The sequence below is a fragment of the Yokenella regensburgei genome (assembly GCF_051486985.1).
Taxonomy (GTDB): Bacteria; Pseudomonadota; Gammaproteobacteria; order Enterobacterales; family Enterobacteriaceae; genus CBFFRJ01.
Window position 1 is genome coordinate 24411 of the sequence record NZ_JAHVDV010000037.1, and the last position, 23215, is coordinate 47625.

At 54.5% G+C, this 23215-nt stretch carries 20 protein-coding genes and 1 pseudogene; 14 read left to right on the top strand and 7 right to left on the bottom strand.

Going from position 1 to position 23215, the window contains the following annotated elements:
* The first annotated feature begins 60 nt into the window (after positions 1–60).
* The 8 genes and pseudogenes from ynfE to osmV all read left to right on the top strand — a co-directional run bounded on the left by ynfE (position 61) and on the right by osmV (position 8322).
* Positions 61–2499, top strand: a pseudogene (gene ynfE, locus KXR87_RS20475) (selenate/tellurate reductase subunit YnfE).
* A gap of 10 nt (positions 2500–2509) precedes the next feature.
* On the top strand, positions 2510–3127 hold the full coding sequence (locus tag KXR87_RS20480; protein ID WP_437434052.1) for a DMSO/selenate family reductase complex B subunit: 618 nt from the start codon (positions 2510–2512) through the stop codon (positions 3125–3127).
* 1 nt (position 3128) lies between these two features.
* The gene (locus KXR87_RS20485) at positions 3129–3986 is read left to right on the top strand and encodes a dimethyl sulfoxide reductase anchor subunit family protein (RefSeq protein WP_437434053.1); all 858 of its coding nucleotides are present in this window, start codon (positions 3129–3131) and stop codon (positions 3984–3986) included.
* Between the two features lie 18 nt (positions 3987–4004).
* Positions 4005–4619 carry a Tat proofreading chaperone DmsD gene (gene dmsD, locus KXR87_RS20490; RefSeq protein WP_437434054.1) on the top strand — a complete coding sequence of 205 codons (615 nt, stop codon included), beginning with the start codon at positions 4005–4007 and terminating at the stop codon, positions 4617–4619.
* Positions 4620–4881: 262 nt separating this feature from the next.
* Entirely contained in the window at positions 4882–5592 is a 711-nt protein-coding gene (gene osmY / locus KXR87_RS20495; protein ID WP_437434055.1) for an osmoprotectant ABC transporter permease OsmY, read from the top strand.
* Between the two features lie 22 nt (positions 5593–5614).
* On the top strand, positions 5615–6517 hold the full coding sequence (gene osmX, locus KXR87_RS20500; protein ID WP_437434056.1) for an osmoprotectant ABC transporter substrate-binding protein OsmX: 903 nt from the start codon (positions 5615–5617) through the stop codon (positions 6515–6517).
* Positions 6518–6526: 9 nt separating this feature from the next.
* Complete coding sequence (gene osmW / locus KXR87_RS20505; protein ID WP_437434057.1) at positions 6527–7174, top strand: osmoprotectant ABC transporter permease OsmW; 648 nt, start codon at positions 6527–6529, stop codon at positions 7172–7174.
* Positions 7174–8322: an osmoprotectant ABC transporter ATP-binding protein OsmV gene (gene osmV, locus KXR87_RS20510; RefSeq protein WP_437434058.1), complete on the top strand. Its 1149-nt coding sequence runs from the start codon at positions 7174–7176 to the stop codon at positions 8320–8322. The genes osmW and osmV overlap by 1 nt, the downstream gene beginning before the upstream one ends.
* 61 nt (positions 8323–8383) lie before the next feature.
* On the opposite strand, the gene bioD is transcribed toward osmV, so the two are convergent.
* The 3 genes from bioD to KXR87_RS20525 form a co-directional block, all read right to left on the bottom strand.
* Positions 8384–9079, bottom strand: coding sequence for a dethiobiotin synthase (gene bioD, locus KXR87_RS20515; RefSeq protein WP_437434059.1), 696 nt, complete (start codon positions 9077–9079; stop codon positions 8384–8386).
* Positions 9080–9204: 125 nt separating this feature from the next.
* Positions 9205–10425: a sugar metabolism global transcriptional regulator Mlc gene (gene mlc, locus KXR87_RS20520; RefSeq protein WP_437434060.1), complete on the bottom strand. Its 1221-nt coding sequence runs from the start codon at positions 10423–10425 to the stop codon at positions 9205–9207.
* Positions 10426–10555: 130 nt separating this feature from the next.
* Entirely contained in the window at positions 10556–11452 is an 897-nt protein-coding gene (locus KXR87_RS20525) for a LysR substrate-binding domain-containing protein (protein ID WP_437434061.1), read from the bottom strand.
* A gap of 106 nt (positions 11453–11558) precedes the next feature.
* Between KXR87_RS20525 and KXR87_RS20530 the strand changes: the two genes are divergently transcribed.
* The 6 genes from KXR87_RS20530 (at position 11559) to KXR87_RS20555 (ending at position 18371) form a co-directional block, all read left to right on the top strand.
* Complete coding sequence (locus KXR87_RS20530) at positions 11559–12857, top strand: MFS transporter (RefSeq protein WP_437434062.1); 1299 nt, start codon at positions 11559–11561, stop codon at positions 12855–12857.
* Positions 12858–12935: 78 nt separating this feature from the next.
* Positions 12936–13907, top strand: a complete 972-nt coding sequence (locus KXR87_RS20535) for a UV damage endonuclease UvsE (protein WP_437434063.1) — start codon at positions 12936–12938, stop codon at positions 13905–13907.
* A 106-nt stretch (positions 13908–14013) separates the two neighbouring features.
* Positions 14014–14535 (top strand): phosphoribosyltransferase, encoded by a 522-nt coding sequence (locus tag KXR87_RS20540; RefSeq protein ID WP_437434064.1) that lies wholly within the window; start codon positions 14014–14016, stop codon positions 14533–14535.
* 197 nt (positions 14536–14732) lie between these two features.
* Positions 14733–16223: a carboxypeptidase M32 gene (locus KXR87_RS20545; RefSeq protein ID WP_437434065.1), complete on the top strand. Its 1491-nt coding sequence runs from the start codon at positions 14733–14735 to the stop codon at positions 16221–16223.
* Positions 16224–16876: 653 nt separating this feature from the next.
* Positions 16877–17287 (top strand): acid resistance repetitive basic protein Asr, encoded by a 411-nt coding sequence (asr, locus tag KXR87_RS20550; RefSeq protein ID WP_437434066.1) that lies wholly within the window; start codon positions 16877–16879, stop codon positions 17285–17287.
* A gap of 274 nt (positions 17288–17561) precedes the next feature.
* Positions 17562–18371: a trypsin-like serine peptidase gene (locus KXR87_RS20555; RefSeq protein ID WP_437434067.1), complete on the top strand. Its 810-nt coding sequence runs from the start codon at positions 17562–17564 to the stop codon at positions 18369–18371.
* Here KXR87_RS20555 and KXR87_RS20560 read toward each other — a convergent pair.
* From KXR87_RS20560 to KXR87_RS20575, 4 genes are all read right to left on the bottom strand, one after another.
* Complete coding sequence (locus tag KXR87_RS20560) at positions 18368–20539, bottom strand: bifunctional diguanylate cyclase/phosphodiesterase (protein ID WP_437434068.1); 2172 nt, start codon at positions 20537–20539, stop codon at positions 18368–18370. The genes KXR87_RS20555 and KXR87_RS20560 overlap by 4 nt on opposite strands.
* 105 nt (positions 20540–20644) lie before the next feature.
* Positions 20645–20974, bottom strand: coding sequence for a multidrug/spermidine efflux SMR transporter subunit MdtI (mdtI, locus tag KXR87_RS20565; protein ID WP_437434075.1), 330 nt, complete (start codon positions 20972–20974; stop codon positions 20645–20647).
* Positions 20961–21323, bottom strand: a complete 363-nt coding sequence (gene mdtJ / locus KXR87_RS20570; protein WP_437434069.1) for a multidrug/spermidine efflux SMR transporter subunit MdtJ — start codon at positions 21321–21323, stop codon at positions 20961–20963. Before mdtJ ends, mdtI begins: the two co-directional genes overlap by 14 nt.
* Before the next feature lie 383 nt (positions 21324–21706).
* Positions 21707–22774, bottom strand: a complete 1068-nt coding sequence (locus KXR87_RS20575) for an AI-2E family transporter (protein ID WP_437434070.1) — start codon at positions 22772–22774, stop codon at positions 21707–21709.
* Positions 22775–23215: the final 441 nt, after the last annotated feature.

Below are 23215 nucleotides of genomic sequence, written 5' to 3' on the forward strand. Positions count from 1 at the left end.
AGCCAAATAGTAGTTCCGGTGAGTTATTACTTTTTGATATTACTTATAGTGGAGTGAGCTATGTCCCACGATGAACACCACGCTGGCATCAGTCGGCGAACGCTCGTCAAGAGTACCGCGCTGGGTTCGCTTGCGCTGGCCGCGAGCAGTTTTTCCCTCCCCTTTGGCATGCGTTCAGCGGCAGCGGCAGTACAACAAGCGATGCATACAGCCGACGATACTGTGGTCTGGGGAGCCTGTTAGGTTAACTGCGGTAGCCGCTGTGCACTCCGCTTTCACGTGAGTGATGACAGCGTCACCTGGGTGGAAACGGACAATACCGGAGAGGATATCTACGGAGATCACCAGGTCCGTGCCTGCCTGCGCGGTCGATCTATTCGCCGCCGTATCAATCACCCGGATCGCCTCAATTACCCAATGAAACGGGTAGGCAAACGCGGCGAGGGGAAATTCGAGCGCATCACGTGGGATGAAGCCCTTGACACTATAGCCACCAGCCTCAAAAACACGGTGGCGAAATACGGCAATGAGGCGGTCTACATTAATTACTCCTCCGGTATCGTCGGGGGCAATATTACCCGTTCTTCCCCTTCCGCCTCGATCATTGCGCGCCTGATGAGCCTTTACGGTGGTTTCCTCGGCCAGTACGGCACTTACAGTACCGCCCAGATTGCCTACGCCATGCCCTACACCTATGGTTCAAACGAAGGCAACAGCACCTCTGATATCGAAAACAGTAAACTGGTCGTGATGTTTGGCAACAACCCCGCAGAAACCCGTATGAGCGGCGGCGGTATTACCTATTTCCTCGAACAGGCACGTGAACGTTCCAACGCGCGCATGATCGTTATTGACCCGCGTTATACCGACACCGCCGCCGGACGTGAAGATGAGTGGATCCCCATTCGCCCCGGCACCGATGCAGCCCTGGTGGCCGGGCTCGCCTGGGTGTTGATTAGTGAAAATCTGGTCGATCAGCCCTTCCTCGACAACTACTGCGTAGGTTATGACGAGAAAACCCTGCCCGCTGATGCACCGGCTAACGGCCACTATAAAGCCTATATTCTGGGCCAGGGCGCTGATGGCATCGCCAAAACGCCGCAGTGGGCCTCGGCGATAACCGGCATTCCGGCCGATCGCATTGTTAAACTGGCGCGTGAAATTGGCACCGCCAGACCGGCCTACATCTGCCAGGGCTGGGGACCGCAACGCCAGGCGAACGGTGAACAGACCGCCCGAGCTATTGCTATGCTGCCAATCCTGACGGGCAACGTAGGCATTAACGGCGGCAACAGCGGCGCGCGCGAGTCAACTTACACCATTACCATCGAACGCATGCCGATGCCGGAAAATCCGGTCAAAACCAAAATTTCCTGCTTCACCTGGACCGATGCCATTGCCCGCGGCCCGGAAATGACCGCCCTGCGCGATGGCGTACAGGGGAAAGATAAACTCGACGTGCCGGTGAAGTTCATCTGGAACTACGCGGGCAACACCATTACCAATCAGCACGGGGATATCAACCGCACCCATGACATTTTGCAGGACGACACCCAATGCGAAATGATTGTGGTCATTGAGAACTTTATGACCTCCTCGGCAAAATACGCCGATATCCTGCTGCCGGACCTGATGACCGTTGAGCAGGAAGATATCATTCCTAACGATTATGCCGGCAACATGGGCTACCTGATTTTCCTGCAACCCGTCACCACGCCAAAATTTGAGCGCAAACCGATTTACTGGATAACCAGCGAAATTGCCCGCCGCCTCGGGCCGGATATTTACCAGAAATTCACCGAAGGCCGCACCCAGGAGCAGTGGTTACAGTATCTGTACGCCAGGATGAAGGAAAAAGATCCGCAGTTGCCCTCTTACGACGAACTTAAAAAAATGGGCATCTACAAGCGCAAAGACCCCAACGGGCACTTTGTGGCCTATAAAAAATTTCGCGATGATCCTGTGGCCAACCCGCTGAAAACGCCCTCCGGTAAAATCGAAATTTACTCCAGCCGTCTGGCGAAAATAGCCAGTACGTGGGAGCTGCAAAAGGATGAAGTGATAAGCGCCCTCCCGGTTTATGCCTCCACCTTCGAAGGCTGGGATGACCCGGCGCGCAGCACTTACCCCCTGCAGATGTATGGTTTTCACTATAAATCACGTACCCACTCCAGTTACGGCAACATCGACGTGCTCGAAGCGGCTTGTCGCCAGGAAGTGTGGCTCAATCCGATTGATGCGCAAAAGCGTGGGATCGCCGATGGCGACAAGGTGCGAGTGTTTAACGGACGCGGTGAAGTACGTCTGGCCGCGAAGGTCACGCCACGCATCATGCCCGGCGTGAGCGCCATGGGCCAGGGCGCCTGGCACGATGCCAATATGACCGGAGATCGCATTGACCACGGTGGCTGTATGAACACCCTGACCACGCAACGCCCGTCACCGCTGGCAAAAGGCAACCCGCAGCACACCAATCTGGTTGAAATTGAGAAGGTTTAAGGAGTAGCCGATGACAACCCAATACGGATTTTTTATTGATTCCGCCCGCTGCACCGGCTGCAAAACCTGCGAGCTGGCGTGTAAGGATTACAAAGACCTGCCCCCGGAGGTCAGCTTCCGCCGTATTTATGAATACGCAGGTGGCGAATGGCAGGAAGATAACGGTGCCTGGCATCAGAACGTTTTTGCCTACTATCTCTCAATTGCCTGCAACCACTGCGAAGATCCGGCCTGCACCAAAGTCTGCCCCAGTGGCGCAATGCACAAGCGTGAGGATGGCTTTGTGGTGGTGGACGAAACCATCTGCATTGGCTGTCGTTACTGCCACATGGCATGCCCCTACGGAGCCCCCCAGTACAACGCTGCACGCGGTCACATGACCAAATGCGATGGTTGCTACAGCCGCGTGGCTGACGGGCACAAGCCGATCTGCGTCGAATCCTGCCCGCTGCGTGCCCTGGATTTTGGCCCCATCGACGAGCTGCGTAAAAAACATGGGGAGCTGTCGGCCGTTGCGCCACTGCCTGCTGCACGTTTCACAAAACCGTGCATAGTGATTAAACCTAACGCCAGCAGCCGCCCGACCGGGGACACTACCGGCTATCTGGCAAACCCGCGGGAGGTGTGAGATGGGAAATGGATGGCATGAATGGCCGTTGGTGTTATTTACCGTGCTGGGGCAGTGCGTGGCGGGTGGGTTAATTGTGATGGGCCTCGCCTGGATGGCCGCCAGAGATGACGCCGTCAGTCAGCAGCGCATTACCCGCAGTATGTTTTTTCTCTGGCTGCTGATGGGCATCGGGTTTATCGCCTCGATGATGCACCTGGGTTCACCGCTGCGCGCCTTCAACTCCCTTAACCGCATTGGCGCGTCGGCGCTGAGCAATGAGATTGCGGCGGGGTCGCTCTTTTTTGCGATCGGCGGTTTCTGGTGGCTGGTGGCAATGACGGGCAAAATGCCTGCCACCCTCGGTAAGATCTGGCTGAGTGTCAGCATGATCCTGGGAGTCGTGTTCGTCTGGGCGATGACTCGCGTTTACCAGATTGAGACCGTGCCCACCTGGCACACTGCCTATACCACCGCCGGTTTTTTCCTGACGATGTTGCTCGGTGGTCCGCTGCTGGCGGCGTTGCTGCTGCGCCTGGCAGGCACACCCTTTAACGGTGGAACCTTCGCCTCCCTGAGCGTCGCAGCCCTGCTGGCAAGCCTGGCGCTGGTGATGCTGCAGGGCATGAGCCTTGCCGCCGTGCACAGTTCGGTAGTGCAGGCGAATGCACTGGTACCATCGTATGGCAGCCTGCAGGTATGGCGGATGGTGCTGCTGGTCGCGGGTCTGGGATGCTGGCTGTGCCCGCTGGTGATGCGCAGGCAGCCACGCGCGCCGGCTCTGGTCGCCGGGGTTGCGCTGGTGGTGGCGGGTGAACTGATAGGCCGCGGGCTGTTTTATGGCCTGCATATGACAGTCGGCATGGCCGTTGCCGGTTAATGATTTTCAGGAGTGTGCATGTCAGAGACGTTGTATGGCGATGATTTCGCATTCAGCGCCAGAATTCTTGGCGCACTGTTTACGCTACCGCCCGATAATCCGCAGATTAAGCCGGTGGTTGATGCCTTTCTTAGTGGTGACTGGCAGTCGCAGTGGCCGCTGGCAGAGGAAAGCCTGACGCCGCTTGCCCAGGCCTTTATGCGACAGACCGATGAGCCAGTTGAAGCGGCCTGGCAGCGGTTGTTTATTGGCCCCTGGGCGTTGCCCGCCCCACCGTGGGGATCTGTCTGGCTGGATAAAGAGAGCGTGCTGTTCGGCGACTCCACACTGGCTTTACGCCAGTGGATGCGGGACAACCATATCGTATGGGAGACGCAGGAGAACGTACCGGAGGATCATTTTGGCACACTGCTGATGCTGGCCGCCTGGCTTGCAGAAAACCAGAATGAGCACGCCTGTAATGAACTCCTCGCCTGGCATATTCTGCCCTGGTCGGAGCGCTTTCTGGAGGTTTTTGTGCAGGAAGCGCACCATCCCTTCTGGCAATCACTGGGGATACTGGCTCAAAAAACGCTGGCCGACTGGCAATCAAAGCTTAGTGAGCCGGTTGCTCATAAAACCCTTTACCGCTGAGACTATTTAAGAGGCATAAAAGGGCTGTGCGTGACAGTGTCACTTTCAGCCCTTTTTTTTAAGACAATTCTCGCCCTCCGCGCCAGCCGTTACGCTTACTGGCATTCACGAAATCATCAGCAAAATCCGGATCTTAAAAGGCATCACCAAAACTGGAATCCTTCCCAACCGCTTGCTATAGCAAAGAGACCCTGCCGCACATGGCATAACAACAGGCAACGGGTCGTTGCAATAACGCATGCACTCAGGGAGACACACTGCAATGCACACATCCGCACTCACGCGCGCTCTGCTTTTCATCGTGGGGATCGCCGTCGTACTGGCACTTCTGGTATGGGGTATAGGGCTGGAGACAGTCAAAGCCCGCCAGGTTGATTTACTCTATCTCGGGCAACAGCACCTGATTCTGGTGTTCAGCTCAATGTTCTTTGCCCTACTCATAGGTATTCCCAGTGGTATTGGGTTAAGTCGCCCTGCTGCGCGCGGCGTGGCTGAATACGTAATGCAAATTTTTAACGTAGGCAATACCCTTCCCCCGCTGGCAGTCCTGGCTCTGGCGATGGTGGTCATTGGTATTGGAGATACACCGGCTATCATTGCCCTCTTCCTCGCCTCCTTATTGCCCATTGTTCGTAACACCTATGCCGGGCTGTGCTCTGTTCCCGCATCGCTGCTTGAGGCGGCCAATGGCATTGGCATGACCAAATGGCAGCGTCTGCGCCAGGTGGAACTGCCAAACGCGCTGCCGGTTATCCTCTCCGGTGTACGCATCGCCACGGCTATCAACGTGGGCACCGCGCCGCTGGCGTTTCTGATCGGTGCCAGCAGCTACGGCGAACTGATTTTCCCTGGTATTTACCTCAATGATTTCCCGACATTAATCCTCGGTGCCGCAGCCACCGCGCTATTTGCGCTTATTCTCGACACGCTACTGGCGGCGCTGGGCCGCTTCCTGAGCCCGCACACGGCCTGATAACAATAATAAGGAGACAATCATGGTCCTATTTTCCCGCCTGGTGGGTCTGATGACGGCCGCCCTCGTCGTTAGCGCGAGCGCGCAGGCAGCCCCGCTGATTCTGGCGACAAAAAGTTTTACCGAGCAGCACATATTGTCGGCCATGACGGTGCAATATCTGCAAAAAAAGGGCTTCCAGGTGCAGCCGCAAACCAATATCGCCACGGTCATCTCACGGAATGCCATGATCAACAAACAGGTTGATATGACATGGGAATACACCGGCACCTCCCTGATTATTTTCAACCACATCAAAGAGCGCATGACTCCTGAGCAGTCCTATGAAACGGTTAAACGTCTTGACGCCAAACATGGTCTGGTGTGGCTTAAACCGGCAGACATGAACAACACCTACGCTTTCGCCATGCAGCGCAAACGTGCAGAAGAAGAGCACATCAACACCATGTCCGAGCTGGTGGCGAAAATTGAACACATTCGCCAGACCGACCCGAAAAAGAACTGGATGCTGGGGCTGGATCTGGAGTTCTCCGGGCGCAGTGACGGCATGAAGCCGTTACAGCAGGCTTACAACCTGGAGCTGGACCGGCCGCAAATTCGTCAGATGGACCCCGGCCTTGTGTATAACGCCGTGCGGGATGGTTTTGTTGATGCCGGGCTTATCTATACCACCGACGGACGCATTAAAGGTTTCGACCTGAAAGTGCTGGAAGACGATAAAGGTTTCTTCCCCAGCTACGCCGTTACGCCGGTAGTGCGTAAGGATACGCTTGAGGCCAACCCGGGTCTTGAAGAGGCGCTCAATACGCTCTCCAGCCAGCTCAACAACGACGTCATTATTAACCTCAACGCAAAAGTCGACATCGACCATCAAACGCCGCAGCAGGTGGCGCGAGATTTTCTGCGCGATAAGAAACTGCTGTAAGGAGAATTCATGGATACGATCCACTACATGATGGACAACTGGAGCTATCTGGCGAGCCTGACCTTCCAGCACCTGTGGCTGGTACTGCTGGCCGTAGGACTGGCAATTGTAACGGGCGTGCCATTGGGGATTTTGATTGTGCGCCATAAATGGCTGGCCACGCCGGTGCTTGGACTGGCCACGCTGGTGCTGACCATTCCCTCTATCGCGCTGTTTGGCCTGATGATCCCGCTCTTTTCTCTGGTCGGCCAGGGGATTGGTGCCCTGCCCGCCATCACCGCTGTGTTCCTCTACTCGTTGCTGCCGATTGTGCGTAATACCCATACCGCCCTCGACAGCCTGCCGCCAGGCCTCAGGGAAGCCGGACGCGGGATCGGCATGACCTTCTGGCAACGCCTGCGCTGGGTGGAAATTCCAATGGCGCTACCGGTAATTTTTGGCGGCATTCGTACCGCGGTAGTAATGAATATCGGCGTGATGGCGATCGCCGCGGTTATTGGCGCGGGCGGCCTTGGGCTGCTGTTACTCAATGGCATCGGCGGCAGTGATATTCGTATGTTAATTGCCGGTGCGCTGATGATCTGTTTGCTGGCCATCGTACTTGACTGGCTCCTGCACCGTTTACAGGTGGTTCTGACACCGAAGGGGATTCGATAATGATAAAACTGGAAAATCTGACCAAGCAATTTCAGCAAAAAAACGGCCAGACAATGAAAGCGGTCGACAACGTCAACCTTAACGTGCCGGAAGGCGAAATGTGTGTTCTGCTGGGGCCGTCCGGCTGCGGTAAAACCACTACGCTTAAGATGATCAACCGCTTGATCATGCCAAGCAGCGGCAAGATTCTGATTAACGACAAAGACACCAGCGAGATGGATATTGTCACCCTGCGTCGCAACATTGGTTATGTGATTCAGCAGATAGGTCTGTTTCCCAATATGACCATTGAGGAGAACATTACCGTTGTGCCGCGAATGCTGGGGTGGGACAAAGCCCGTTGCAAAAGCCGTGCGCAGGAGTTGATGGAGATGGTGGCGCTGGATTCGAAAAAGTTCCTGCATCGTTATCCACGTGAAATGTCCGGCGGTCAGCAGCAGCGCATCGGCGTTATTCGCGCCCTGGCAGCGGATCCGCCGGTTCTGCTGATGGATGAGCCTTTCGGTGCCGTCGACCCGATCAACCGTGAAGTGATTCAGAACCAGTTTCTGGAGATGCAACGCGCCCTGAAGAAAACCGTGATGCTGGTCAGTCATGATATTGACGAAGCGCTTAAGCTTGGCGATCGCATCGCGGTGTTCCGCCAGGGACGGATTGTCCAGTGCGCAAGCCCCGATGAGCTGTTAGCTAAGCCAGCGAATGAATTTGTGGGCTCATTTGTCGGTCAGGACCGCACCCTCAAACGGCTGCTGTTGGTCAGCGCAGGTGACGTAACGGATAAACAACCGACGCTCACCGTACGGGAAACCACCCCAGCCGCTGAAGCCTTCGCGCTGATGGATGACAATGATGTCCGCGCCATTACGGTGGTGGATGGTGAGGGTAAACCCTTAGGTTTTGTGAAGCGTCGTGAAGCTCGTGGGGCGCAAAATTTTTGCGCTGATCTGCTCCACCCGTTCCGCATTACCGGCAAGGCGGAAGACAATCTGCGCATCGTGCTTTCACGTTTATATGAGAGCAACACCAGCTGGATGCCGATTGTCGACGAAGGGGGGCGTTATAACGGTGAAATTTCCCAGGATTACATTGCAGAATACTTAAGCTCAGGCCGCACGCGCCGCGAGCTCAATATTCATACCGAGGTGTAATCTGCTTCCGACAGTCCCTCGTTGCAGGGAGAGGGACTGTCTGGAGGGCAAACCCGGTGGGTTACGCCAGAATGCGCTCCGCCACCAGCATCCCTTTTGCCATCGGCAGATTAATATAGTGCGCCAGATCTCGTTGTTCCGCGCGGGGTAAATAGGGTAACTCACCTACCAGAGGCGCAGGTAACTTGCGGCTCAGTACATTAATGATTTCCGCATAGTGCGCCAGACCCGGATTAATGCGGTTTGCCACCCAGCCGATCAATGGCAGTCCGTCGCCGGCAATCGCCTGCGCGGTTAATAAAGCATGGTTAATACACCCTTCCTGGATGCCAACCACCATCACCACCGCCATCTGTTCCTGCACAACCCATTCCGAAAGGGGCCGCAGATCGTTCATCAGACTACGCCAGCCGCCGGTGCCCTCAACGACCACGTGGTCCACGCTATCACACAGATGAGAAAGCCCACTGGAGAGAAGGCTGTAATTGATAGGTAAACTATGCGCCACACTGCTTTCATCCTCACTCAGGGCAATGGGATTGACCGCCGAGTAAGGCAGCGCAATGGAGGAGACGCTTTGCAGCACCATAGCGTCTTTATTACGCAGGCCTTCCGGTGTCTCTTTACTCCCTTTAGCGACGGGCTTGTAACCCGCGACGGTTCTGCCACTCGCCGCCAGCGCCTGAAGCAGTGCGCGGGACACTACTGTCTTCCCGACAGAGGTATCAGTACCCGTTACAAAGAAACGCTTAAGCATCGCTAACTCCACCGTTTTGCTACGAAAATATACATCAGGAAAATGATTCAGTGGCGGAAGTCTACGCCAGGCATCTGTAGCCCGGCTTGAGATAGCGCAATCTTTGTCACGACAGTTAAAAAATGTTAACCCTGTAACAAACGGATAAGGAGTGAACCGTTATACATCGCATCTTTTACCAGCGCGGCCCCGGCCATTGTGCCCTGGTTAGTGAACTGCGTGCTTTCAACGGCAATGTGTTTGCTGTATGCCGGAAGCGACTGCTGCCGGATGCAGTCAGCAATCGCGGGGAAAAGGATGTCAGCGGCTTTGCTCAGCGGCGAACCAATAAGGATTTTTTGCGGATTGAATAAATTCACCATGATGGCGAGAATGCGCCCCACGTTAGCACCAACACCGGTAATGATATCTTTAGCCAACAGATCACCCTGACGGGCGGCATCACACAGCGACTCAACCGTCAGCGGCTGCTGATGCAGCATCGAACTCATCGACTGACTCATGCGAAGCTGTGCCAGTTCAAGTACGCTTTCCACGCTGGCGATAGTTTCAAGGCAGCCGTGGTTACCGCAGTAACACCGCTTGCCATAGGGATCCACCTGCGTATGACCAATCTCGACCAGGCTGCTGCTACCAGCATGCAGCAGACGGCCATCGGTGATGACCCCCGCCCCCACGTTATGGTCGATAACCACCTGAATCACATCACGCGCGCCGCGTGACGCGCCAAACAGCGCCTCTGCCATCGTCCAGGCACTGATATCGTGCTGCACATACACTGGCACGCCGGTGTGCTTTTCCAGCGCCTCCCCAAGAGGCATATCTTTCACGTCCTCGTAAAACGGCATCCGGTGCACGATGCCATTTTCGGTATCAATAATACCGGGCAGCGTAATGGCGATAGCGGTCAGTCTTTCCAGTCTTTGCGTATGGCGGGTGAAGAACGTATCAATGTGATTGATAATACGGTGCAGTAAAGGGGTGTCATCGTCCGGAGCAAGCGCAAGCTGTTCTTCAACCACCAGCTTACTGCTGAGATCGCGCAGGGAGAGAAAAATTTCACCGCGACTGATGCGCAATGAAAGGTAGTGCCAGGCTTCAGTTTCGACCATCAACCCGACGGCCGGGCGACCACGGCTTCCCGGCTCCTGAATTTCAGTCTCCTGAACCAGATGTGCTTCCAGCATTTCGCGCACAATCTTGGTAATACTGGCCGGCGCTAACTGAGCCAGACGTGAAAGATCGATGCGCGACACCGGGCCAAGCTGATCAATAAGGCGATATACCGCCCCCGCGTTGGTTTGCTTAATTTGATCAATATGACCAGGCTGACTATCAGCAACCACCTCTGACTCCCTTTATTTTTGAGCTCGAAATAAACTTTTTGATATGGTGAAACACTTCATGAGTCGCCGTCAAATATTTACGTAGCCTTGTGATTTACAGCACATTTTACAGGGTCTTGCTGTGTGTTTTTTACCCATTCACCGCAGAAATGAGTTTTTCTTTGAAACGCTGTGCCGCATTTCCTTGTTCACGGTGTTTTGCCCATACCAGCCACATTTCAGAAATTGCATCCTCTTCCAGGATAGGAACCCAGCGAATCTCATTGAGCTGAATCCGACGAAATGAGGCAGGCAGAATCGACACCCCAAGACCCGCGGCGACCAGTCCGACAATGGTCATCGCTTCTCCAACCTCCTGCGTGATGGTTGGGGTGAGTTGGTAGCGGCGCAACAACCCGAGAATATCGTCATAAAGCCCGGTCCCCACGTGAGGGTCGAAAAAAACAAAAGGTTCTCGTGCCAGCTCCACCAGTGACACGCCGGGCCTCATCGCCAGGGGATGATCCCGGTGAATCATCGCCAGAAGGGGTTCCCGCAGAATAACCTCCCAGGCCAGCGTCTCCGGCAGCTGCGTATTGCGCATCAGACCCAGATCCAGCTCACCTTCGTTCAGGGGGGTAAACTGCGCACGGGTGTTAATTTCTCGCGTCTGGATATGCACATCCGGGTAGCGCTGGCGAAAGGTAGAGAGGGTATCTGAGACCGCTTTGATAAAGGGCGCAGAGGAGGTAAACCCTATGCGTAACTCGCCGGTCTCCCCATGATGCAGACGTGCAGCCCGGGCCGCTGCCTCATCCACCTGACCCAGAATTTGCCGACAGTCAGCCAGAAACTGACGTCCCGCCGGGGTGAGGGTCACGCTGCGATTCGTGCGGGCCAGAAGTCGTGCGCCAATCTGCTGTTCCAGGATCTGAATCTGCTGGCTAAGCGGCGGTTGCGAGATGTTTAAGCGTGCCGCTGCATGACCAAAATGAAGCTCTTCGGCGACCGCCACGAAATAACGTAAATGACGCAGTTCGATATTCATACTTTAAACATATCATTTGAGATTATTAATATATTAGACAGAATATTTCTTCTTTCATATCCTTACCGTTATCCCCGTCTTGTCGGGATACCTGTAAGGACAAAAAGTGAGCCGTATATCTACCGTCGATGCGCTTCCTGCACAAACCGTCGACGACACCCTACCCGTTTCACCGCCTCCTTTTATTAAACGTGGCACGCCGCAGTTTATGCGCGTCACCCTGGCCCTCTTTTCAGCCGGCCTTGCAACCTTTGCCCTGCTCTACTGCGTGCAGCCCGTTCTCCCGGTGCTCTCGGTAGAGTTTGGCGTTTCGCCTGCCAGCAGCAGCATATCATTGTCGGTTTCCACGGCGATGCTGGCCACCGGCCTGCTCTTCACTGGCCCGCTTTCTGACGCCATCGGACGCAAAAAAGTCATGGTGACGGCGCTGCTATTGGCCTCCTGCTGTACGTTGCTCTCGACCGTGATGACGAGCTGGCACGGTATTCTGTTGATGCGCGCCCTGCTGGGGCTATCGCTGAGCGGCGTGGCGGCCGTCGGCATGACCTACCTGAGTGAAGAGATCCACCCGAGTTTTGTGGCCTTCTCAATGGGGCTTTATATCAGCGGCAACTCGATAGGCGGGATGAGCGGCCGTCTGCTGAGCGGCGTCCTCACCGATTTCTTTAACTGGCGAGTCGCGCTGGCGGCGATAGGCTGCTTCGCCCTCGCCTCGGCGCTGATGTTCTGGCGTATTCTCCCGGAATCTCGGCACTTTCGCCCGACTCCGCTGCGCCCACGCACGATGTTGATCAATTTCCGTCTCCACTGGCGTGATCGTGGTTTACCTCTCTTATTCCTCGAAGGTTTCCTGCTGATGGGATCCTTTGTGACCCTGTTCAACTACATTGGTTACCGGCTGATGGCGGCGCCGTGGATGCTCAGTCAGGCGATTGTCGGCCTGTTATCGCTGGCCTATCTGACCGGAACCTGGAGCTCGCCGAAAGCCGGGGCAATGACGGCAAAGTATGGACGCGGCCCGGTGATGATAGGCTCAATAGCCATAATGTTGAGCGGGGTTCTGTTAACGCTGGCCTCGTCGCTGGCGGTCATTTTCGCCGGTATGCTGCTGTTTACGGCGGGTTTCTTCGCCTCACACTCGGTCGCCAGTAGCTGGATTGGCCCGCGCGCGCGACGTGCCAAAGGCCAGGCGTCCTCCCTTTATCTTTTCAGCTACTACCTTGGTTCAAGTATCGCCGGTACGCTCGGCGGGGTGTTCTGGCATCACTACGGCTGGCACGGCGTCGGCGGCTTTATCGCGTTGATGCTGGTAGTGGCACTGTTGGTCGGCAGGCACCTTCACCGCCGTTTGCGCAAGGCGCCTCATGGCAGGTTACCCGCGGCAGGGGTTTCCCCGCCTCTCTAACCGCCTCTCTCCCCCGGTTTGAGCCAGCCTTTGCTGCGCAACTGCTACACTCAGTGGCGTATATCAAACGGGGGATACATGAAATTAGGGTTTGCGTGTAAGTTTCTGGATGCGGAGTTCAAACAGCCTTTTCCTTTTAAATCAACCACCCGAACGCGATTTTTGGGTTCAGACAGTGAGACCAGGGCCAGGCTACTGCATACGCTGTCAACCACCAATCTCCGCCACCTGTTACTGACTTTCGAACAGCTCGCCAGCCAGCCTCCGGCGCTTCGGATGATGCGTATCGGAAGCGACCTGCTGCCACTTTATACCGTGCCGGAAGCCACCTTACTCTATCAGGAACTGTTGCCCGATCTGCTGCCGCTTTTCAGCCGCTGCGGCGAGTGTGCACGGGCCAATGGGATCCGTCTCTCCTTCCATCCTGGTCAGTATTCCGTGCTGGCATCAGAGAATCCGTTAGTGGTTGAACGTGCCCGGGAGGATGTGGAATACCACGCACTGTGTGCGTCGCTGATGGGGTATGGCAGGACGTTTGGGGATTTTAAAATCAATATTCACATGAATGGCAAAGCGGGATTCAGTGGATTTAAAACCGCCTTTGGCAGCCTCAGCCCTGAAGCAAGGCGTATGCTGACGGTTGAAAATGATGAGATCTCCTGCTCGCTGGATGACGTGTTACAGGCGCAGGATTTATGCCCGATCGTGCTCGATATTCACCATCACTGGGTGAAAGAGAACGCCTTTATTCAGCCTGACGATCCGCGTATCGCCCGCATTATGGCCTCCTGGCGCGGCGTGCGTCCGGTTCTGCACTACTCGATTTCACAGGAAGGATTGATTCCTGAACACGGTTTTCCCGATCAGCAAGCGCTCGGCGTGCCAAAGACAAAACTGCGCGCCCACTCTGATTTTTACTTTAATCCGACCCTCAATGACTGGGCGCTCTCATTCACAGATTTTGACATCATGTGTGAAGTCAAAATGAAAAACCTGGCGCGTGACGCGCTCTGGCTGCAAGCCACCTCAGCAAAAGGCGATGCTCAGTAATGTTTAATCATGCACATTTATGCTTTATTTGCGCCGGAATAGCTTGCCTTGATGCTCGGTTGTGATAGTTTTGAACCTCTCAGCGCACTCGTTATCAGGAATGAGCATGAACACAAATCCGGTCGGCGATATTATTCTGACGCAAGAGGCCATCGCCCGCGGTGTGAGCGATGTCGCCGCCGCCCTCAATCAACATTTTACCGAAGCCGTGGTGATTACCGTTGTACCTGGCGGAACACTGTTCACCGCCGACCTGACCCGTCAACTGACATTCGATATAGAGATGGATTATCTCTCCTGCCCGCACACGCCCGGCGACAGAGATAATCAGTCTGACATCGTTTATCACCAGAACATTCCGCTACAAGGTAAGCACGTCATTATTATTGATGATGCTATTGAATCTGGCGGCACCATGAAGCGTCTGGTGGAATACCTCTCTGAACACTTCGCCCCGGCTTCGCTATCCGTTGCCGTGCTGTTTGTTAAACCAGGGCGGGTAGCTATTCCGGTGAAACAGTATTATGCGCGGGAGATGGAAAACGATGATTTGCTGATTGGTTATGGTTTGCCCTGGGAGGGAAAATATCGCAATCTGCCGTTTATCGCCCGCCTGATAAAGCCCTGACTCCGCCTCTACCTTTTTATTCGTTTTCGGTGGTGCGCTTATTTGCGCACTACCGAGCTGCTGTGCAGTAGGCTGGCGCAACGGGTCACTTTTCCGGACAGGTTTGTCGGTGGCTGAAGCGGCGTTAACTGCCAGCACTTTTTTGCTATTCTTTTGCCTCGCGCTTTACTCCACTTTTCAAACCTAAGCTGGTACGCATGAAAAACAATGAAAACTATCTCTCCCTTACCCGCACATTCAGTCGTTTAAGCAAATTCTCCCACCTCTCCGCCATCGCCGGATGGGACATGTTCACCATGATGCCACCCGGCGGTAGCACCGCGCGCGGTGAGGCGCTTGCGGAACTTGGCGTGTTACAACACCAGATCCTCACTGACAAACGCGTCGCCGGGTGGCTGCATAATGCCCTGTCAGAAGATCTAAATGACGTGGAACAAGCCAACCTGCGCGAGATGACCCGTCATTATGAGCAGGCGGCACTGCTGCCGGAAAGCCTTGTCGAGGCCAAATCACTGGCGGGCAGCCAGTGTGAACATGCATGGCGTAGCCAGCGACCGGCAAACGACTGGGTGGGTTTTAGCGCCAACCTGAAAGAGGTGGTGAAACTGAGCCGCCAGGAAGCGCACCTGCGGGCGCAAGCCAAAGGCTGTTCGCCTTACGATGCCCTTCTGGACATCTACGAGCCGGATATGACCAGCGCCCGTCTGGACGTGCTCTTTGCCGACCTGAAATCCTGGCTGCCGGATCTGCTGGCAAAGGTCGTTGATAAGCAGTCTCGTGAAAACCTGATCGCGCCGCAGGGCCCGTTCCCGACCGCCACTCAGCGCGAACTGGGGCTGGAAGCCATGAACCTTCTGGGCTTTGACTTTAACGCCGGGCGACTGGACGTCAGCGCCCATCCGTTCTGTGGCGGCGTGCCGGAAGATGTGCGCATTACCACCCGCTATGATGAAAACGAACTCCTCAGCGCCCTGTTTGGGGTGGTTCACGAAACCGGGCACGCCCGTTACGAGCAAAACCTGCCGCAACAGTGGCGGGGTCAGCCGGTATCGCTTGCCCGTTCAACGGCAATCCACGAATCCCAGAGCCTCTTTTTTGAAATGCAGCTGGGCCGCAGTGAGCCATTCCTGAAGCGGCTGCTTCCCGCTATCGTCCAGCGTTTCGGCGCACAGCCTGCCTTTGAGGAGGGTAACTTCATCGCGTGGAACCAGCGCGTGAAACCCGGCTTTATCAGGGTGGACGCCGACGAAGTCAGTTACCCGGCGCATGTGATCCTGCGCTATGAAATTGAACGTGCGCTGATAGATGGCGACATCGAAGTGGACGACATTCCGGGTTTGTGGAATGAAAAAATGCAGGCCTGGCTGGGCCTGTCCACGGAAGGCAACTACCGTAACGGTTGTATGCAGGATATTCACTGGACCGACGGCGGCTTTGGCTATTTTCCCTCTTACACTCTGGGCGCCATGTATGCCGCGCAACTGTTCAGCGCCGCCAGAACCGCACTACCGGGGCTGGATAATGCCATCGCCAGCGGCGATTTTTCCGCCCTTTTCGACTGGCTGCGCCAGAATATCTGGCAGCACGGCAGCCGCTTCTCCACAACACAGCTGATTGAGCAGGCCACCGGGGAAGCCCTGAACAGCCATTATTTCCGCGATCATTTAACCGCGCGCTATCTGGGCTAAGCGGGCGCCTCCTGCACTCTTCCCGGGAAGGGCTGAGGAATCCCCAGTACTATGACGTTTTGCAGCGATATCACGGCGAAATGAGAATAAAACCGTCACCGCGATGACTGGGTCCGGCTGGAAATCGATGAGGCATTGACGGCTGACCGGGGCCGCCCGCAGGGAAGCGGGCGGAGGGGATAGCCTACAAGGATCCAGGCGGGTCCCCGACCCGATAGTCAGACGACATAAGCATCATGGACCGCGAAGGGGCGATTTTCCTGACCGGGAGCCCGGGTCGCCAGGGTGACGGCGGTGAACCACCCTGGCACGTTCCCGGATTCTGGCGTGACAGAAAAGCAAGGAACATAAGGTGAACGGGATGACCACAAGCGCCGCAGGTTTCCCCTCACCCTGGTCCTCTCCCCAAAGAGGCGAGGGAACTTTCCGTGCTCGTATTATTTTGTGGGGATTCCTCGGCATGAAGGGGGCTGGAGGCGGAGAAACCTGCTGCGTTCCCCTCTCTGCTACCCCTGCCTTCCTCTGGCCTCGCCTTTGTACATAAGGTTACACGCCGATACCAATGACTCACGGAAGCCTCGCAATTACAGGGATATAGTGTTTTCAACGGCCCCGCGTGGGGTTAAATGAAAACCAAATTTGAGGATATCAGCATGAAAAAAGTATTAGCCCTGGTTGTTGCTGCTGCAATGGGTCTCTCTTCTGTTGCTTTCGCTGCTGATGCTGCCACCACAACAGCGGCACCTGCTGCGACCACTACCACCGCAGCACCGGCTGCTAAAGCGCCAGTGAAAAAAGTTCACAAACACAAGAAAGCCGCTGTGCAGAAAGCCCAGGCTGCCAAAACCACTAAGCATCATAAAAAACACGTAAAACACGTGGCAAAACCGGCCGTTGAGCAACAAGCCCAGGCAGCCAAAACCACTAAACACCATAAAAAACACGTGAAACACGTGGCAAAACCGGCCGTTGAGCAACAAGCACAGGCCGCTAAAACCACTAAACACCATAAAAAACACGTGAAACACACGGCAACTCAACCGGCGGCTCAGCCAGCGGCATAAGTTGCAATGTGATTCCGGCCTGCCGTAAAGGCAGAGTCTGGCACCGGCGCTGAACCTGTGGGTGAAGCGCCGTTTTTTTCCGAGGGGTCTATGCTGCGACGTTACCGTTTTGAAGTGATTCTGCTGATGCTGATCCTCTGCGCGCTCATCGCCTTCCGGTTTTATCTTTCCTGATGTAGCACGCTGATTTTATTCCCGCTTTTCATCCGTCCCGTCTATAGTTAATTACCAGGGTTTACTTAAAAAATCATAATTACCCCTTTCAGAGTGAGATATGCGAAAAACCGCTGTGCTATTACTGGGATCGATTTTTCTTTTCTCTGCCTCCGGTCATGCTGATGAAGACCTCATCAGTGCCCGCGATGTGAAAACCCTCTTTTTCGGGCAGGATGACAGGGTTCCCGTCGCGTCCCCGACGCGCGCGCCCTGGGATGCTATCGGCCAACTTGAAACGGCGAGCGGCAATCTGTGCACGGCCACCCTCATCTCTCCCCATCTGGCGCTCACTGCGGGTCATTGCCTGTTAACGCCACCAGGCGGTAAAACGGACAAAGCCATTGCCCTGCGTTTCGTGTCGCAAAAAGGGAGCTGGCGTTATGAGATCCACGGCATTGAAGGGCGCGTGGATGCGTCACTCGGTAAACGACTGAAGGCGGACGGAGATGGCTGGATTGTTCCCTCCTCAGCCGCCCCCTGGGATTTTGGCTTGATTATTTTACGTAATCCGCCCTCGGGCATTACGCCATTACCGATTTTTGTCGGCGACAAAGCGGCGCTGACGGAAGCACTCAAAGTGGCCGGGCGTAAAGTCACCCAGTCAGGCTATCCGGTCGATCACCTGGACAGGCTCTACACCCACCATGACTGCGTGGTGACCGGATGGGCGCAAAACAGTGTGTTATCGCACCAGTGCGACACGCTGCCCGGCGACAGCGGCTCACCGCTCATGCTTAATACGCCGGAAGGCTGGCAGCTTATCGCAGTTCAGAGCTCGGCACCGGCGGCAAAAGATCGCTGGCGGGCAGACAATCGCGCCATTGCAGTGACCGGTTTTCGTGACAAACTCGACGCCCTGGCCCACTAGCCCTGTCCCTGCTTTTGCTGCTGGCGCAGAGTTAACATATGCGCCAGCGGCAGGGGTTCACTAAAATAGTAGCCCTGCAGCTGGTCGCAACCGGCAAGCCGTAGCAGTTTCATCTGTTTTTCGTTCTCAACCCCTTCGGCCACCACCAGCATCCCCAGCGCACTGGCGATGCGAATAGTGCCACTGACCAGCGCGGAGGCCTGTTCATCATCATCCACCAGCCCTGCCAGAGATTTATCAATTTTGATGGTTTCGAAATGAAAGCGGCGTAAATAACCGATGCTGGAATAGCCGGTGCCAAAATCATCCAGCGCGACCGCAGTACCCAGTGCTTTTAGATTGGTGATTGCCGAATGCGCACGTTCCGGGTTCTCCAGCACATAGGTTTCGGTCACTTCCAGCTGAAGTCGGCCGGCCGGGAAACCGGTGGTTTGCAGGGCGCTCGCCACTTTGTCTTCAAAGTCCGGGTCGCGAAACTGCGCCGGGGAGATATTTACGGACAGTTTCAGGTCGCCGAAGGGTTGCAGATCGCTGCAGGCGCGACGCAGAACAAACTGCCCGAGGGCATAAATTAAGCCGCTGGTTTCGGCAATAGAGATAAAGTCATCCGGTCTGAGTTCACCTGCCGGACGGCGCGGCCAACGGACCAGCGCCTCCACGCCCGTCATCACCAGGGTGCGGGCATCGACAATCGGTTGATACCAGACGTCAAATTCGTCCCGTTCCAGGCCACTACGAATATCGTTCTCAATCAGCAGTTGCCGCTCCCGCGCGCTGTTAAGCTCGGCGTCATAATGGGTGACGCGCCCTTTACCGGTATTTTTAGAATGGTACATGGCGATATCCGCGCGGCGGAAAAGCTCGGAACTGGAGCTGGTCATCAGAGTGCCGCTGGCGATACCAATGCTCGCGCCTATATGAATGGTCCGTTTGCTGACCTTTATCGGGGCATTCAACGCATTCAGTGCGTTTGCTGCAAACTCATTCGCTTTCTCTTCTGCCCAGGGGCCGCTGATGGTCATGGCGAACTCATCTCCGCCCATGCGCACCAGCGTCCCGTCGGTCGGGACTTTTTCCTGCAGGATCTGCGCGATGGTGATAATTAACCGATCGCCCACATCATGGCCATAAATGTCATTGACGTCCTTAAAGCCATCCAGATCGATAAACACCACGCTGATGCGATTGGTGTCGCCCATCATGCTGAGGTGATCCAGTTTTTCAATTAATGCGCGGCGGTTAGGCAGTCGGCTGAGCCAGTCGGTAAGCGCAATACGGCGGGCGATTTTTTCCCCTTTCGCCAGTTTGTACAACCCGGCGCTGCTCAGAACGATAAACAGCAGAATCAACCCTGAAGCAAGCATGGCTATCTGACGGATGTTGTCCGCAGCAGCTTTTGCCGCTTCGGCTCCCGGCAGTCGTGGATCCCAGTTCAGCCAGCCCAGCACTTCCCCCGCTGCACTTTCAAGCGGAACGCTGGAGAGCTCCCCCTTCTGTTTACTGAGCGTTAAATCCGCTATCTGGAAGGTGTCTCCCAATTCGTGCAGAATTTCGCTATTGAGATGGCGGGTAATGACCAGATAACGGCGCGCTGAACCCACATTCTCTAAGTGCCCGTTTACAGGTCGAATTAAGCTGATACCTACAAAGGCCACCCCCGCGCGCGTACGTGTAATACCAGCATAAATGTCATTCTGAACGTGAGGGCTGGCGAAATTATTGCGAATCAGGGCCTGCATGCCACTGCCAAAAAAATCCAGGGACGTTTCATTAAAACGCGTGCGACGAAACGATCCCCACAGTACGTTGAAATTTTCATCAAGCACAAAGGCGCCGTCATAAAGCGAATTGATTTTGAGCCCTGTGCCCCAGGTATTGTAGAGCCAGCCGGTATCGAGTTGCGGTCGGTAGGTTTCGTGAACGGCGTCATCCCAGACCGCATTATCAATCACCAGTGATTTCATCCGGTTTACCGATGTCTGAATTGCTCCCTGCACGGAGAGCGCCGTGCGGTGTTCGTCAATTTCATTGGCTTTGGTGCTGATGAGGTGAAGGGAGAGATACAACAAGGCGACGATAGATATTATCAGTCCAATTCCTGCCAGAAAGACCATGACAAACAGGGTTTTTGCCTGAGGAATATTACGCCAGCTAAACGGGTTAAACATTCACACCTCATCTCCTGGGCGAAGAAACATTCATTATTGTTGTAGGTAAGCTTAAGCGTAATACAGTGCAGGAAATTCGCTGCCCTACTTCGGGCAGCGAGAGTATCAGGCAAGTTTAATCAAAATCATCCCCAAAATTAAGAGAATAACGCCCGCCCAGCCTCTTTTATTCAGACGCTGGCCAAACAGGATCCAGCCTGCTGCCAGGGTGGCGGCAATACCAAAACCGCCCCAGAGCGCATAGGCGACCGACAGATCGATGCCTTTGACAGCTTGCGATAACGCGCTGAAGGCGGCCAGTACCGCTGCAAGGGAGCCAATACCGAACAACTTATGGCGAAAACCGGCGGATAATTTCAGAAATATATTGCCGACAATCTCAAGGATGATAGCCAGTGCCAGCCAGGCGGCGTGAATCCATTCAAACTCTTGCATCATGATGCTCCCGGTTAAGGGATTTACCACTGCGGGTTCCTGATTTTATCAGGACAATACCGCACACCAGCGTTGCAAGCCCGGCGACTTTCAGTGTGGTGAGGGTTTCACCAAAAATCACCACACTGCATAGGGTAATCAGTAAAATACCGATACCTTCCCACAGGGCATAGGCTACCCCCAGCGCGATTTTCTTTACTGCAAAGGAAAGTAAAATATAGGAAACGGCGATCATTATCAGCATCAAAATAAAACCGGCGTTGCCGCCAGACTCTGTTGCCCATTTCATAGACAATGTGCCAGTAATTTCAGCCAAAATGGCCAGAGCTAATAATATCCAGTAAAACATGACGCTTCTCCTGCTTGAGAATAAAACAGCAAGACTTACCCGCACGGGAAGTCAGAACTAAATAAAAAATCAGGCAGAGAGAAGAGAACTACAGCGCGCTGCGCCAGTGTTGTTCACCGCACAGTGGGCAGATAAGAAAAAGAGGAAGGGAACGAGCAGAAATAAACACCCTGAACAGATTATCCATAAAATTACACTTTCCGCGCATTGCTTCTCATCGTGGCGGAACGATTGTCCTCAGTAGTCAAACACGCCATACATTTAACATGAAAGCGAAATGACTCACAAGTGATTTTCAATTCTTTACGTGTAGCACTGTGGCGGTTGGGGGTATTTTTCAGCGTCCCTCAGCATCTGAAGGACGCGTTGAAAATTATATCAGATCATTGCCCGTTTTTTTCTTCGAGCGTTTTATCCTCGGCCAGTAGATTCCAGGACGAGATAAACAGGCCCGCAATCATAGGTCCAAGTACAAAACCGTTAATACCAAAGAACTCTAACCCGCCAAGCGTAGTGAGTAATATTAAATAATCCGGCATTCGTGTGTCTTTACCCACCAGCAGGGGACGCAGAATATTGTCAGCAAGCCCGACAACAATCACAAAATAGAGCGTCATCGCAATAGCGGTTCCCGTTTCACCGGTTGAGAAAAGAAAAATCACTGCCGGGATCCAGATGATTGCCGTCCCGACCGCCGGTATCAGGGACATAAAGGCCATCAGCGCCGCCCACAACAGGCTGCCGTTAAAGCCCGCAAACCAGAAGGCTAACCCACCGAGCCCGCCCTGAACAATCGCCACCACCAGCGTGCCCTTCACCGTTGCCCGTGAGACACCGGCAAATTTATGAAACAGACGACGTTTAATTTTGTCCCTCAGTGGAATGGCATCAAATATTTTACGTACCAGTTTTGCGCCGTCTTTAAGTAAAAAGAACAGCAGGTAAACCATCATACAAAAACCGATGGTCAGTCCGAGGGTATTCTTACCAATAATAACCGCGCTCCCTGCCAGGTAACGTCCGGCCCCGAGTGCCGCACCGGAGATTTTTTCCCGAATCGCGCTTACCGAGTCAAAATCATTATCCTGCAGGTAACCTTTTGCCCATCCCGGTAAATAACTGATGCCATCGCTCAGTAATTGCGGCAAATCGGTGGTGTTGCTTTGCAGACGCTGATAGAGGGCATTAAGTTCAACAATCAGCGATGAAATCACAATCATCAGAGGAATAAAAACAAGAACGCATATCAGCAGTACGGTGAGTAATGAAGCAATGCCGTCTCGTCCACGCAACAGAGCACTGAGTTTAATACGTAGCGGGTAAAAAATTAGCGCCAGAATCACGGCCCAGATAATGGCAGAATAATAAGGCTTGATCAGCGTAAAAAACGCCACGCTTACCAGCAGTAACAGCACAATAAAAAAGAAATTATTCACTTTCAACGTCGTCATCTTCGCCATCCATTGGTTAAACTGTTGTTAAGTGTAGTTCCTATCTTATTGATTGTAAAAAGCATGATCGTGGTGCTGGCAATGATTGAGGGATTAAATGGGGTACTACATTGTTACTCCGAGTGTGCTTCCCCCCTCACCCCAACCCTCTCCCTCAGGGAGAGGGAGCCATCCGTGCCCGTAATTTAATGTAGGGATCACTCAACACTCAGAGCCGTTCGCGCCTGGCGCGTTTTTCTCCCTTTCCCTCTGCCTCAGAGATCCCCAAAAAAAATTGCGAGCACTATCGGTCCCCTCGCCCCTTTGGGGAGAGATACCGTCTTGCGGTTCAGGCCGCAAGCGGTATCTCAGCGTCGAATATGCGACCCGATTTCACTACGCCATAAGCCAGTTGCAACAGCTTTCTCATTCCCGCGCAGACCTGCTCTTTCCCTGATTTTC